The sequence below is a fragment of the Erwinia persicina genome, from assembly GCF_019844095.1.
Lineage (GTDB): Bacteria > Pseudomonadota > Gammaproteobacteria > Enterobacterales > Enterobacteriaceae > Erwinia > Erwinia persicina.
The window spans coordinates 325,554-339,427 of the sequence record NZ_CP082141.1 but is presented as its reverse complement, the minus strand read 5'-3'; the positions used below and the strand labels follow the sequence as shown (position 1 = coordinate 339,427).

The window sequence follows — 13,874 nt, the reverse complement described above, 5'->3', positions numbered from 1 at the left end:
ACCGGCGATAAATGCCTGGTACCATCAGCTTTGGCCATGCTATACAATTATTCTAATTTTATGATTTTTAGCACTATTTTTAATCACACAGTGGACTGCCAGCACTGTCATAGCTCGCCACATTCGGGTTAATATGATCAGCATCTCAAGCGGGATCAACGACAGGGGCATCGTGGCAGGAATGAGGGGAGCATGAGCACAATAGTCATCATATTGGCTGTAATGCTGGCCTGTTCGGTGACGGCAGGTTGTTTCTTTTGGTACGCTATGCGGCATCGCCCGCCGTTGGCGAAACCACTGCCATTCATCAGTCCCCCCTACCGGAAACTGAGCGACGAAGAGCGCACAGCGGTAGAGCGTTACGTCTCGATACTGGCGAAAAATCGCCGTGACACACTGCCCACCGGTGCCAGCAATACCCCCGAGCAACTGGTTCTCACGTCGCAAAGCAATAATGTTTACCCCGTTACCCGATCTATTACCCGCTACGGCCTCTCTACCGATGAACCCCATAAATGGCGCTACTATCTGGATTCAGTAGAAGTTCATCTGCCACCGTTGTGGGAGCAGTACATTGCGGAAGAGAACTATGTTGAGCTGATTAAAACGCAAACCATTCCGCTGGTCATTTCCCTGAATGGACACTCCCTTACCCAGTACAGCTGGGAATCGCCTGCACTGGCACCCATGGTACGTGCCACCGGGCAGAATGCCTCAATACGCAAAGAAGAGGGGGAGAACATTGAACTCCTTAAAGTGCGTAAAGAGAGCAAGGAAGAGTATGCCCTAAGCCGTCCGGATGGCACACGCGAAGCTGTCCTTATCGTCACGGCAATGCTGTTGTTCTTCATCAGCCTTGTGGGGCCGCTGGTTCTGATGCCGTGGCTGGTGCTGGCAGGTGCCGTAATGGTCCTGTTCAGCCTCTGGATGCTGTATCGCCGTCCGACGGATAAAGACCTGCGTGAAATTCACTGCCTGCGCGGCGCCCCTAAGCGCTGGGGTCTGTTTGGTGAGTCCAATCAGGGTCAGATCAGCAATATCTCCCTTGGCATCATTGATTTAATTTACCCTGCGCACTGGCAGAACTATGTCAGCCAGGATCTGGGACAGACCACTGAAGTTGATATTTATCTCAACCGTCAGGTGGTTCGCCAGGGGCGTTTTCTCTCCCTTGAGGATGAAGTGCGTAATTTCCCGCTGCAGCGCTGGCGTAAAAACGTCGTGCTGGCTGCCGGGTCACTCTTTGTTCTGGTGTTGCTGACGGTCTGGATCCCGCTGAGTATGCCGCTGAAGTTAAGCATTGCGTGGATTAAAGGCACGGAAAGTCTGCAATTTACTCATGTCAGCGAATTAGAAAAATCTCCGCTGCATGTGGGTGACAGCCTCAAAGTCAAAGGCACCGGGATGTGTTCGATCCCGGCCACCTATCAGGGCAATCGCAGCTATGCCTTTATGCCTTTCGACTGTTCGGCTATGTACTGGAATAACGCCGAGCCGTTGCCCCTGCCGCAGTCCGACATTATTGATAAAGCCACGGCGCTGCTGGATACCACGAATCTGCAACTCCATCCGCAAAACAGCACCGACCCCAAGCTGAACCCGCAGCTGGCCACGGCCATTCAGAAATCCGGCATGATCCTGCTGGATGACTTTTCAGATATCGTACAAAGAACGCAGGAACTGTGTAACCAGGAGCAGGATTGCGTACGTCTTAAAAATGCGCTGGTCAATCTGGGGAATGCCAAAGACTGGCAAACACTGGTTCACCGCGCCAACTCGGGCGCACTCAATGGCATGAATGTGCTGCTGCGTCCGGTCAGTGCACAGGCGCTGGAAAATCTGGTTAATACCGCGACGTCCTCCTTCTTCTATCGCGAAACACGTCGTGCTGCTGAGGCGTTAAACAGTCCACCTCCGGGTGGATTCCTGATCTTCAGCGATGAGGGGCGCCAGCTGGTAAACCAGCCGGCTCCGGCCGCCTCGTTGTTTGATTATAATGCGCCGGAACAGTGGCCAGAATTACAGCGGCTGGCGGGTATGCTGCTGCATACTCCATTTGAAGCCAGCGGTATTATTACCAGCATTACCACAGACGCCAATGGCACACGCCATATTGCCCTGCACAGCGAGCCGGACACCATTACGCTGATGCACTACGTGGCCACCAGTCTGCTGCTGCTGATACTCGCCGTGTGCGTGGTCGTCAACACCCTGCTGGCACTCCGCCGTATTCACCGCAATCGCCTGCGTACGCAGGAGATCCACCAGTATTATGAAAAATGCTTTAACCACTCGTTAAGCGACATCCAGACCGTGCGGCCCATTTTCTGAGCCGACGGATCTGTACTATTTTTAACAGTGGTACTCTTCTTACCCGAAATAATCCCGGGCCCCTCCCTCCGATGACTTGAAAGCGTTTGGGAAGGCCCTTATATAGGGTTATCCCCATAAGGAGCAGCGATGAAAGAGAAACCCTCAGAAGGGGTCCGGCTCGATAAATGGCTCTGGGCCGCACGCTTCTATAAAACCCGCGCTGATGCCCGTGAAATGGTGGAAGGGGGTAAAGTCCACTATAACGGCCAACGCAGTAAACCCAGCAAACAGGTCGAAGTGGCCGCCGAGCTGACGCTTCGCCAGGGTAACGATCAGCGCACCATAGTCATTGAAGCAATAAGCGACAAGCGTGGCCCGGCCACAGTTGCACAACAGCTCTATCGTGAAACGGCTGAAAGCATTGAGAAGCGGGAAAAGGTCGCCCTGGCGCGCAAAATGAACGCGCTTACCATGCCGCACCCTGACCGGCGCCCTGATAAAAAGGAACGCCGTGACTTGATGAAATTTAAACATTCTGGCGATGAGTAACGCCAAATTTGAGAGAAATACTATGACCCAGCAAGACCAGATGCACCGTTACCTGTTTGAAAATCATGCTGTGCGTGGCGAACTGGTCACTGTCTCGCAAACCTGGCAGGAAATGATTAACGGCCATGACTACCCGCAGCCTGTGCAACAGGTGCTCGGTGAACTGCTGGTCGCTACCAGCCTGCTGACCGCTACGCTGAAATTTGAGGGTGACATCACCGTTCAACTGCAGGGTGACGGCCCGCTGAATATGGCGGTCATCAACGGCAATAATCATCAGGAAATGCGTGGCGTGGCGCGAATGCAGGGCGAGATTGCTGACGGCAGCAGCCTGAAAGAGATGGTCGGTAATGGCTACCTTGTGATCACCATTTCACCGAAAGAAGGTGAGCGTTATCAGGGTGTGGTCGGACTGGAGGGCGACACACTTGCCGCCTGTCTGGAAGATTATTTTATGCGTTCAGAGCAGCTGCCAACCCGCCTGTTCATCCGAACCGGTACCAGCGAGTCACAGATGGGTGCCGCCGGGATCCTGCTACAGGTACTGCCAGCCCAGGACGCCAGCCTGGATGAGTTTAATCATCTTGCTACGCTGACCGACACGATCAAAACGGAAGAGCTGTTGGGTCTGCCCGCCAATGACGTACTGTGGCGCCTCTACCACCAGGAAGAAGTGACGCTCTTTGATCCGCAGAATGTGGTGTTCAAATGCACCTGCTCCCGTGAACGCTGTGGCGAGGTTCTTCGCACGCTGCCGGAAGAAGAAGTGGATCAGATCCTGCAGGAAGATGGCAACATCGATATGCACTGTGATTATTGTGGCAATCATTATGTTTATGATGCAGTGGATATCGCAGCAATACGCAATGATTCTTCCGAGGGTGACAAACAGGTTCATTAATTTCACCGGGCCGGATACTATCCGGCCTTTTTTGAAGAATCATCCCCATGCCCGTCGTTTTACCCGCCTTCCCCCTGAAAAACAATGCGATACTCCTGTCGCAAAATGCCGAGTTTTTCACCGCTCAAACCCTGCCAGGATAATATATATCACTACCAAAACGCACCGAACCAGCACTATGAATGCAACAGGTGCAGGTACATTTCACTGAACCAAGCGCCGCTTCTCATTTTTCCTTTCTCACCCTTTCGCTACCTGCTGACAGGTGTAAACTGCGCGCGATCGTGGCATCCCCCGGCCCTGATACGGACGTTGCGGGGAATCACGGCAGTCCCAATGACATCCCCCTAAAATTTGATGTAGTACAAAAACCGACAAAGGAGCAGTAACATGCGCACTAACGACCTGACCCCGCAGGACCTTGTCGCTTATGGCATCACTGATACGGTTGAAGTGGTTCATAACCCTGGCTATGAAGCTCTTTTCAGGGAAGAAACCCAGCCCGGTTTAAGCGGATTTGAACGCGGTATCGTCACTCAGTCTGGCGCAGTGGCGGTGGATACCGGGATTTTCACCGGCCGTTCTCCGAAAGATAAATATCTGGTACGTGATGAAACAACTCGCGACACATTGTGGTGGAACGACCAGGGCAAAGGAAAAAATGATAACCAGCCCCTCTCACAGGACACCTGGCAGTCACTAAAATCCCTTGTCACAAAGCAATTATCAGGCAAACGTCTGTTTGTCGTGGATGCCTGGTGCGGGGCCAACCCGGACTCTCGCCTGAGCGTCCGTTTTATTACAGAAGTCGCCTGGCAGGCACACTTCGTAAAAAATATGTTTATTCGCCCGGATGAAGAGAGCCTGAAAAATTTCGTTCCTGATTTCGTAGTGATGAACGGCGCCAAATGCACTAACCCCGACTGGCAAAAGCAGGGGCTGCACTCCGAAAATTTCGTCGCCTTTAACCTGACGGAAAATATGCAGCTTATCGGGGGGACCTGGTACGGTGGCGAGATGAAAAAAGGGCTGTTCTCGGTAATGAACTACCTGCTGCCGCTGAAGGGTATCGCCTCTATGCATTGCTCAGCTAACGTAGGGGAAAAAGGCGATGTGGCCGTCTTCTTTGGTCTGTCTGGCACCGGAAAAACCACGCTGTCCACCGATCCTCAACGCCAGTTGATTGGTGATGATGAGCACGGCTGGGATGATGATGGCGTATTTAACTTCGAAGGGGGGTGCTACGCGAAAACCATTAAGCTGTCGGAAAAAGCGGAACCAGAGATCTATCATGCTATCCGCCCGGATGCCCTGCTGGAAAACGTGGTGGTACGCAGTGACGGATCCGTTGACTTTGATGACGGTAGCAAAACAGAGAATACCCGTGTCTCTTACCCGATTTACCATATCGATAACATCGTTAAGCCGATCTCTAAAGCCGGGCATGCGAAAAAGGTCATTTTCCTGACGGCTGATGCCTTCGGCGTACTGCCACCGGTATCGCGCCTGACGGCCGATCAGACCCAGTATCATTTCCTGTCAGGTTTTACCGCCAAGCTGGCGGGTACCGAGCGTGGTGTAACAGAACCGACCCCGACCTTCTCCGCCTGCTTTGGCGCAGCATTCCTGATGCTGCATCCCACACAGTACGCCGAAGTCCTCGTTAAACGGATGAAAGCTGCCGGTGCAGAAGCCTGGCTGGTCAATACCGGCTGGAACGGCAGCGGCAAGCGTATTTCCCTGAAAGACACGCGGGCCATTATCAACGCGATTCTCAGCGGCGACATTGGCCATGCTGAAACGATAACCCTGCCGATCTTTAATCTGGAAATTCCGTTGAGCCTGCCGGGTGTCGACAGCGCACTGCTTGACCCACGAAATACCTATGTGAATGAAGCCGCATGGGAAGTTAAAGCGCGGGATCTGGCGCAGCGTTTTATCACCAACTTTGATAAGTTTACCGACACCGAAGCGGGTGCTGCACTGGTGAAAGCCGGGCCTGAACTGTAACGCGAGTGAGGGGTGACCAGGAACGAGGGTCGCCCCCACACCAGCATCCTTGTCGGGACGACACTGATGATGTGTCGCCCCTGATGATTTCGATTAACCCTTATTTTTGTGACTGACCAACAGGCCCTGTCGGAAGGCTGGCTGCAGGCAGGGGCAGCCACGCACGGATCAGCAGCCCACCCTTCTCGCTTTTCCCAATCTCCAGCGCGCCCTGATGAGCGTCAATAATGCGCTGCACTATCGCCAGTCCAAGACCGGTTCCACTGGTGCTGCGCGCGCTGTCGCCACGCACAAACGGCTGGAAAAGGTGTTTAAGCTGGTCAGGTTCGATACCAGGGCCATCATCCTCCACCTGGAACCAGGCCCGGTTAAGTTCATGCCCCGAGCTGACTTTAATCCAGCCGTTGCCATAGCGTGCAGCATTGACCACCATATTGGCCAGTGCGCGTTTAATGGCCAACGGGTTTATCTCCAGCATCAGCTCGGCCGACATGACGTCATTCTCGATTTCACGCTCATATCCGCTTTCAGCTGCGACCACCTCACCCAGCACACTGTTCAGGTCGGCGCGTTCAAACTGCATCTCCTGACCGGTACGCAGATAGTCAATAAACTGCTCGATAATCGCATTACACTCTTCAATGTCTTTATTAATTGATTCTGCCAGATAGCCGTCCTGCTCTGACATCATTTCCGTCGCCAGTCGAATGCGCGTCAGAGGAGTTCTTAAATCGTGGCTGACCCCGGCCATCAGCAGCGTACGGTCATCGGCCAGCTGTTTGACACCCGAAGCCATCTGATTAAATGCCCGCGTGACGGAGCGCACTTCTGAAGCACCGTATTCACGCAGCGGGGGGGGAATGATACCTTTACCCACCTGTAACGCCGCATGCTCCAGCTCAACCAGCGGGCGATTCTGAATACGGATAAACAGCCAGGCACCTCCGATAGCGAGTAGCATAATCGCCAGGGTGTAGCGGAACAGCGGGGAGAAGTCGCCCTGATGGATCTCTGTCAGCGGCACCCGCACCCAGATATCCGGGGATAGCCAGGTTTTCAGCCACACCACCGGCGAATTCTTATTCACTTCGACGCGAACATCGGTTGGCCCGCCCAGCTGCTGCGCCATCTGCTGGCTGAGGAACTGGTAGTGCTGCGCCCAGCGTAATCCGTTCTCTTCCGCCGCTGCATTGGTATACAGCGAGATGCCCAGTTCACGGTAAATTTCACGACGGAAAGCGGGTGGCACTTCCAGTTGCGTACCATCTTCCAGCTGTAACCGGTCGGTCATCAACATGCGCACTTCATAGGCCAGCACTTTATTAAACTGTTGAAGGCTGGGCAAAATAGCAAAATTCAGCACCACCAGATAGGTCGTTACCAGGCTGACGAACAGCAGGGTAACGATCAACAGTAACGTACGGGCAAATGAACTGCGGGGAGAGAAGCGGAATCGCCTCATGCTTTACTGCCGTCCGGCACAAAGACGTAGCCCAGGCCCCAGACGGTCTGGATGTAACGTGGGTGAGCGGGATCCTCTTCAACCATGCGGCGCAGGCGGGAGATCTGAACGTCAATGGAACGCTCCATCGCGCTGTACTCACGGCCACGGGCCAGATTCATCAGCTTATCGCGGGACAGCGGCTCACGAGGGTGGCTCACCAGCGCTTTCAGGACAGCGAACTCACCGCTGGTCAACGGCATTGGCTCGTCTTCACGGAACATTTCACGCGTCCCCAGGTTCAGTTTGAACTTACCAAATGCAATAACCGCTTCTTCCTGAGAAGGTGCGCCCGGCAGCTCATTCGCCTGACGGCGCAGCACCGCACGGATACGGGCCAGCAGTTCACGCGGGTTAAACGGTTTTGGAATATAGTCATCCGCACCAATTTCCAGACCCACGATGCGATCCACTTCTTCACCCTTTGCAGTGACCATGATAATTGGCATCGGGTTGCTCTGGCTGCGCAGACGGCGGCAAATAGACAGGCCATCTTCCCCCGGTAACATCAGATCAAGCACCATCAGATGGAAGGATTCACGCGTCAGCAGTCGGTCCATCTGCTCGGCGTTGGCCACGCTGCGCACCTGGAAACCCTGCTCAGTCAGATATCGCTCCAGCAGGGCACGCAAACGCATATCATCATCTACTACCAGGATTTTGTAATTCTCTTGCATTTCGACACTCCCAAAGGCGCAATTGCCTGAGCCTGTATTTTCAAAAAAGATGCCTGAATGTAACAGTCAATAATGGTTTATATTGTAGCCGAAATTGTTACAAAGCATATTAAACAGCAGCTTATCTTTAATTTGCCTCATCAAAACACGCTAAACACCGCCCATTAGTATCGGTATTTATCATGGCAAACAAGCAGTAACGTCATGGAATAATTCGGAACAACGGATTTGCATCCTGCAACGTAGCACAACAAAATAGTCTCCATATCTCGACGAAGAATGGCGCAACAATGAAAACCAAACTGATCACTCGCGAAGGCTACAACCGGCTCAAGCAGGAGCTGGACTTTCTCTGGCGTGAAGAGCGCCCCGAAGTGACGAAAAAAGTGACCTGGGCAGCCAGCCTGGGTGACCGCAGCGAAAACGCCGACTATCAGTACAATAAAAAGCGTCTGCGTGAAATCGATCGTCGCGTGCGCTACCTCACCAAGTGCCTGGAACAGCTGCGCATCGTCGACTATTCCCCTCAGCAGGATGGCAAAGTTTTTTTCGGTGCATGGGTGGAAGTAGAAAACGACGATGGCGATGTGAAACGTTTTCGCATCGTCGGCTACGACGAAATTTTTGGGCGTAACGACTATATCTCGATTGACTCGCCGATGGCGCGTGCCCTGCTGAAAAAAGAAACAGGCGATGCCGCGATTGTGCAGACCCCGGCAGGCGAGGCGCTGTGGTACGTCAACGAGATCAGCTATGTAAAAGAATCCTAATCACGCCGTTGCCGTGCCGCAGACCGTCCGACAACTGGCATTCTCCGGCGGCAATCCGTATAACTGTTGCCAATTTATTCCGCTAAAAAGTATCCCAACCATGATGAATGATTCACTGAGCCAACTGATTGCAAGTGAGCTGCAGGCCAGAGCAGAACAGGTTGAAGCCGCTGTTCGCCTGCTGGATGAAGGAAACACCGTGCCGTTTATCGCACGTTATCGAAAGGAAGTGACCGGTGGACTGGATGATACCCAGCTGCGTCAGCTTGAAACACGCCTGGGTTACCTGCGTGAGCTTGCCGACCGCCGCCAGTCCATTCTGAAATCCATTACCGATCAGGGAAAACTGACCGACGAACTGGCTGCTGCCATCAACGCCACGTTGAGTAAAACAGAGCTAGAAGACCTCTATCTGCCCTACAAGCAGAAACGCCGCACGCGTGGGCAGATCGCAATTGAAGCCGGTCTGCAACCGCTGGCAGAAACGCTGTGGCAGGAACCTTCTCACGACCCTGAACAGCTGGCAGCCGGCTATATTGATGCCGATAAAGGCGTTGCGGATACCAAAGCCGCGCTGGACGGTGCCCGCTATATCCTGATGGAGCGTTTTGCCGAAGATGCCGGTCTGCTGGCCAAAGTCCGCGACTACCTGTGGAAAAATGCGCATCTCGTCGCCCGGGTTATTGAGGGCAAAGAGGAAGAAGGTGCAAAATTCCGTGACTATTTTGATCATCACGAAGCATTAGCTACGGTGCCTTCCCACCGCGCGCTGGCCATGTTCCGGGGCCGCAACGAAGGCATATTACAGCTTGCGCTGAATGCCGACCCGCAGTTTGACGAACCGCCGCGCGAAAGCCACGGTGAGCAGATCATCACCGAGCACCTCAATCTGCGCCTGAACAATGCCCCGGCAGATACGTGGCGTAAGGCCGTAGTCAGCTGGACCTGGCGTATCAAAGTGTTACTGCACCTCGAAACCGAGCTGATGGGCACGGTACGCGAGCGCGCCGAAGATGAGGCGATCAACGTCTTCGCCCGTAATCTGCACGACCTGCTGATGGCCGCCCCGGCGGGCATGCGTGCCACTATGGGCCTCGATCCCGGCCTGCGTACCGGGGTGAAAGTCGCGGTCGTTGATGCGACCGGCAAGCTGGTCGCTACCGACACGATCTATCCCCATACCGGACAGACAGCAAAAGCCGCCGCCGCTGTCGCTGCGCTCTGTACCCGACACCAGGTTGAGCTGGTCGCTATCGGTAACGGCACCGCTTCACGCGAAACTGAGCGTTTCTATCTGGAAGTGCAGAAACAGTTCCCGCAGGTGCAGGGCCAGAAAGTCATCGTCAGCGAAGCCGGAGCCTCGGTCTATTCCGCCTCCGAGCTGGCAGCGCTGGAGTTCCCGGGGCTGGATGTCTCCCTGCGCGGCGCAGTGTCAATCGCCCGTCGCCTGCAGGATCCGCTTTCCGAGCTGGTGAAGATCGACCCGAAATCCATCGGCGTGGGCCAGTACCAGCATGACGTCAGCCAGAGCCAGCTGGCGAAAAAGCTGGATGCCGTGGTGGAAGACTGCGTTAACGGCGTCGGTGTGGATCTCAATACCGCGTCCGTGCCGCTGCTGGCGCGCGTGGCGGGTCTGAGCAAGATGATCGCCCAGAATATTGTTGCCTGGCGTGACGAAAATGGCCGCTTCCAGAACCGCCAGCAACTGCTGAAAGTCGGTCGCCTGGGGCCAAAGGCGTTTGAACAGTGTGCCGGGTTCCTGCGTATCACTCAGGGGGATAATCCGCTGGATGCCTCCACGGTGCACCCGGAAGCCTATCCGGTGGTAGAGCGTATCCTCGCGGCCACCGAACAGGCGCTTAACGACCTGATGGGGAACCCGACGGAATTACGCAGCCTGAGAGCCGTTGATTTTACCGACGAACGCTTTGGCGTTCCGACCGTCAGCGATATCATCAAAGAGCTGGAAAAACCGGGCCGCGACCCGCGTCCGGAGTTTAAAACGGCGCAGTTTGCTGAGGGTGTCGACACCATGAATGATCTGCTGCCAGGCATGGTGCTGGAAGGCTCCGTGACCAATGTGACAAACTTTGGTGCCTTCGTTGATATCGGCGTTCATCAGGACGGCCTGGTGCATATCTCGTCGCTGTCCGATAAGTTTGTCGACGATCCGCACAAAGTGGTGAAAGCCGGTGATGTGGTGAAAGTGAAGGTGATGGAAGTGGATTTACCGCGTAAACGTATTGCGCTGACCATGCGCCTTGACGAACAGCCGGGTGAAACCAGCGCACGCCGCGGCGGTGGCAATCATGCCGCCAGCGGTCGCGACAACGCCCGACCGGCAAAAACCAGCCCCAAACGCCCTGCTGCCCAGCCAGCGGGTAACAGTGCGATGGGCGATGCCCTCGCCGCTGCATTTGGCAAAAAAAGCTGATGCTGACAGCGGGCCTGCGGGCCCGCCCTTTTTCCTCAACCTTGTCCCTCTCCCTGCGCTATAAGTTGCTCCATATCAATGTGAGCAATAATCACTCTCATTAAAATTCTCAGTGTCTTTTTCTTCACGCAGCATACAGGCACCTACCATGCAACTGATCCCACAGCAGTTCTACCGTATCGCCGGCTTTTCACCCGCTATCAATCCGGCATTTCGTCAGAAGTTAATGGCGCTGGGTCTGTTACCCGGCTCCACTTTTCAGCTGATCCGCGTGGCGCCACTGGGCGATCCTTTGCATATCGAAACGCGCCGCATCAGTCTGATGTTGCGTAAAAAAGACCTCTCCCTGCTGCAGCTGGAAGCGGTTAACCCGGTGGGAGATCTCGCATGAAAACCTGCACTATTGCACTGACGGGCAATCCGAACGTGGGGAAAACCACCCTGTTTAATCAGCTGACCGGCTCACGTCAGCGGGTGGGTAACTGGGCCGGAGTGACCGTCGAACGCAAAGAGGGGCAGTTCAGCACGGCAGAACATCAGGTGCGACTGGTGGATCTTCCCGGTTGCTACTCCCTCACCACCCTGTCTGCGCAGGCCTCGCTGGATGAACAGATTGCCTGTCAGTATCTGCTGGAGGGCGAAGCCGACCTGGTGATCAACGTCGTGGATGCCAGTAATCTTGAGCGTAACCTCTACCTGACCCTGCAACTACTGGAGATGGGGCAATCCTGTATTATCGTGCTGAATATGCTGGATATTATTGAAAGCCAGCAGACCAGGATGGATCTCAGCATTCTGGAGCAGGCACTGGGCTGCCCGGTGGTGCCGATGGTCTCTACACGCGGGCGCGGCATTGATCGCCTGAAGAATACTATCGATCGTGAGATGCCTGAGCACACCCCGCTGGCCGTGCCTTATCCGCCATCGCTGCAACCCGTGATGGATGCATTGATAGCCGCGATGCCAGCCTCCACGACACCGCAGAAGAAACGCTGGCTGGCTCTGCAGATGCTGGAAGGCGATATCGCCAGCCAGCAGCAGATGCCCGCAGCCGCCGCGTTGCTGCCGGCACTGAAGTCAACGCTGGAGGAGGACGCCGCGCAGACTATCGTCAGCAGCCGCTATCAGTTCATCGAATCACTGTGCCACCGGGTGATCCATGAGGCAGGCATCCGGGCGGTACTCAGTCAGCGCCTGGATCAGCTAACTCTGAACCGCTGGCTCGGCCTGCCGGTCTTTCTGCTGGTGATGTATCTGATGTTCTTTCTTGCTATCAACCTGGGGGGGGCGCTGCAGCCTCTGTTCGACCTCGGCTCTGCGGCCCTCTTTATTCAGGGCACGCAGTGGCTGGGCGTAACCTTGCATATGCCGGTGTGGCTGACGCTGTTTCTGGCTCAGGGCATAGGCGGAGGGATCAATACCGTCATGCCGCTGGTGCCGCAGATTGGCATGATGTATCTGTTTCTCTCCCTGCTGGAAGACTCTGGTTATATGGCTCGCGCCGCCTTTGTGATGGATCGGTTGATGCAGGCACTGGGGCTGCCGGGTAAATCCTTTGTGCCGCTGATCGTCGGCTTCGGCTGTAACGTGCCGTCAGTCATGGGCGCACGCACGCTGGATGCCCCGCGTGAACGCCTTATCACGGTGCTGATGGCCCCGTTTATCTCCTGCGGGGCCCGGCTGGCAATCTTTGCTGTCTTCGCGGCGGCCTTCTTCGGCCAGGGCGGGGCGCTGGTGGTGTTCAGTCTCTATCTGCTGGGCATCTGCGCGGCCATTGCCACCGGCCTGTTACTCAAACATACGCTGATGCGCGGGGAGGCCAGCCCGTTTGTGATGGAACTGCCGCTGTGGCATATGCCGCACGCGAAAAGTCTGCTGCTGCAGACCTGGCAGCGTCTGCGCGGCTTTGTGCTGCGCGCCGGGAAAGTAATCGTGATGGTTAGTATGCTGATCGGCGCGCTGAACAGCTTTTCTTTTAGCGGTCAGGCGGTCAGTCACCTGAATGATTCCGCTCTGGCCAGCGTCAGCCGAACACTGACCCCGCTGCTGGCCCCCATTGGCGTGCACAATGATAACTGGCAGGCCACCGTTGGCCTGCTGACCGGAGCGATGGCCAAAGAGGTGGTGGTAGGTACGCTTAACACCCTGTACACCGCTGAAGCGCTGCAGCAGCAGCCCTTTGACGCCAGCCAGTTCAGCCTGAGCGGACAGCTGTATGACGCTGTAACGGAAACCTGGCAGGGCATTAAAGCCACCTTCAGCCTCAGCGTTCTCGCCAATCCGATCGAGGCCAGTAAAGGCGACGCCGAAATGGCCAGCGGAGCCATGGGGACAATGCACAGTAAGTTCGTCAGTGACGCCGCCGCCTACAGCTATCTGATTTTTGTGCTGCTGTACGTGCCCTGCGTTTCGGTGATGGGGGCCATTGCCCGTGAAAGCAGCAGCCGCTGGATGATGTTCTCCATTCTGTGGGGGCTGGATCTGGCGTATTCCCTGGCAGCCCTGTTTTATCAGGTCTCCAGCTTCCGGCAGCATCCGGGCAGCAGCAGCCTGATTATTGCCATCGTGCTGCTGTTCAACGCGCTGCTGCTGACCGCCCTGCGCCGCGTGAAAATGCCACCAGCACTGATCCCGGTGAAAAATATTTCCCACGGCTGTACATCCTGTGAAAAAAATGGCCGCTGTCACTGATGCGCTTACGCACGAAGGCGAAACGTCG

10 protein-coding genes are annotated in these 13,874 nt (G+C 55.3%); 8 read left to right on the top strand and 2 right to left on the bottom strand.

Annotation, left to right across the window (positions count from 1 at the left end):
- The first annotated feature begins 192 nt into the window (after window positions 1-192).
- The 4 genes from K6L24_RS01435 (at window position 193) to pckA (ending at window position 5,773) form a co-directional block, all read left to right on the top strand.
- Window positions 193-2,331, top strand: a complete 2,139-nt coding sequence (locus tag K6L24_RS01435; protein ID WP_222681881.1) for an intracellular growth attenuator family protein — start codon at window positions 193-195, stop codon at window positions 2,329-2,331.
- Window positions 2,332-2,460: 129 nt separating this feature from the next.
- Window positions 2,461-2,862: a ribosome-associated heat shock protein Hsp15 gene (gene hslR / locus K6L24_RS01430; protein WP_062747625.1), complete on the top strand. Its 402-nt coding sequence runs from the start codon at window positions 2,461-2,463 to the stop codon at window positions 2,860-2,862.
- Window positions 2,863-2,884: 22 nt separating this feature from the next.
- Window positions 2,885-3,763 carry an Hsp33 family molecular chaperone HslO gene (gene hslO / locus K6L24_RS01425; RefSeq protein WP_062747740.1) on the top strand — a complete coding sequence of 293 codons (879 nt, stop codon included), beginning with the start codon at window positions 2,885-2,887 and terminating at the stop codon, window positions 3,761-3,763.
- Between the two features lie 390 nt (window positions 3,764-4,153).
- The gene (gene pckA / locus K6L24_RS01420) at window positions 4,154-5,773 is read left to right on the top strand and encodes a phosphoenolpyruvate carboxykinase (ATP) (RefSeq protein WP_118665339.1); all 1,620 of its coding nucleotides are present in this window, start codon (window positions 4,154-4,156) and stop codon (window positions 5,771-5,773) included.
- Between the two features lie 100 nt (window positions 5,774-5,873).
- On the opposite strand, the gene envZ is transcribed toward pckA, so the two are convergent.
- Complete coding sequence (envZ, locus tag K6L24_RS01415) at window positions 5,874-7,235, bottom strand: two-component system sensor histidine kinase EnvZ (protein WP_062747630.1); 1,362 nt, start codon at window positions 7,233-7,235, stop codon at window positions 5,874-5,876.
- The gene (gene ompR / locus K6L24_RS01410) at window positions 7,232-7,951 is read right to left on the bottom strand and encodes an osmolarity response regulator transcription factor OmpR (protein ID WP_001157751.1); all 720 of its coding nucleotides are present in this window, start codon (window positions 7,949-7,951) and stop codon (window positions 7,232-7,234) included. The genes envZ and ompR overlap by 4 nt, the downstream gene beginning before the upstream one ends.
- Window positions 7,952-8,241: 290 nt before the next feature.
- On the opposite strand from ompR, the gene greB reads away from it, so the two are divergent.
- The 4 genes from greB (at window position 8,242) to feoB (ending at window position 13,846) form a co-directional block, all read left to right on the top strand.
- Window positions 8,242-8,721: a transcription elongation factor GreB gene (greB, locus tag K6L24_RS01405; RefSeq protein ID WP_062747632.1), complete on the top strand. Its 480-nt coding sequence runs from the start codon at window positions 8,242-8,244 to the stop codon at window positions 8,719-8,721.
- 100 nt (window positions 8,722-8,821) lie between these two features.
- On the top strand, window positions 8,822-11,155 hold the full coding sequence (locus K6L24_RS01400; RefSeq protein WP_222681880.1) for a Tex family protein: 2,334 nt from the start codon (window positions 8,822-8,824) through the stop codon (window positions 11,153-11,155).
- A 148-nt stretch (window positions 11,156-11,303) separates the two neighbouring features.
- Window positions 11,304-11,546, top strand: coding sequence for a ferrous iron transporter A (gene feoA, locus K6L24_RS01395; protein WP_062747636.1), 243 nt, complete (start codon window positions 11,304-11,306; stop codon window positions 11,544-11,546).
- Window positions 11,543-13,846, top strand: coding sequence for a Fe(2+) transporter permease subunit FeoB (gene feoB, locus K6L24_RS01390; RefSeq protein ID WP_191927937.1), 2,304 nt, complete (start codon window positions 11,543-11,545; stop codon window positions 13,844-13,846). Before feoA ends, feoB begins: the two co-directional genes overlap by 4 nt.
- The last annotated feature ends 28 nt before the right edge of the window (window positions 13,847-13,874 follow it).

Coding starts and splice junctions, on each gene's coding strand:
- ompR (WP_001157751.1), bottom strand. CDS start 7,951: ATGCAAGAGAATTACAAAATCCTGGTAGTAGATGATGATATGCGTTTG.
- hslO (WP_062747740.1), top strand. CDS start 2,885: ATGACCCAGCAAGACCAGATGCACCGTTACCTGTTTGAAAATCATGCT.
- hslR (WP_062747625.1), top strand. CDS start 2,461: ATGAAAGAGAAACCCTCAGAAGGGGTCCGGCTCGATAAATGGCTCTGG.
- feoA (WP_062747636.1), top strand. CDS start 11,304: ATGCAACTGATCCCACAGCAGTTCTACCGTATCGCCGGCTTTTCACCC.
- envZ (WP_062747630.1), bottom strand. CDS start 7,235: ATGAGGCGATTCCGCTTCTCTCCCCGCAGTTCATTTGCCCGTACGTTA.
- K6L24_RS01435 (WP_222681881.1), top strand. CDS start 193: ATGAGCACAATAGTCATCATATTGGCTGTAATGCTGGCCTGTTCGGTG.
- feoB (WP_191927937.1), top strand. CDS start 11,543: ATGAAAACCTGCACTATTGCACTGACGGGCAATCCGAACGTGGGGAAA.
- pckA (WP_118665339.1), top strand. CDS start 4,154: ATGCGCACTAACGACCTGACCCCGCAGGACCTTGTCGCTTATGGCATC.
- greB (WP_062747632.1), top strand. CDS start 8,242: ATGAAAACCAAACTGATCACTCGCGAAGGCTACAACCGGCTCAAGCAG.
- K6L24_RS01400 (WP_222681880.1), top strand. CDS start 8,822: ATGATGAATGATTCACTGAGCCAACTGATTGCAAGTGAGCTGCAGGCC.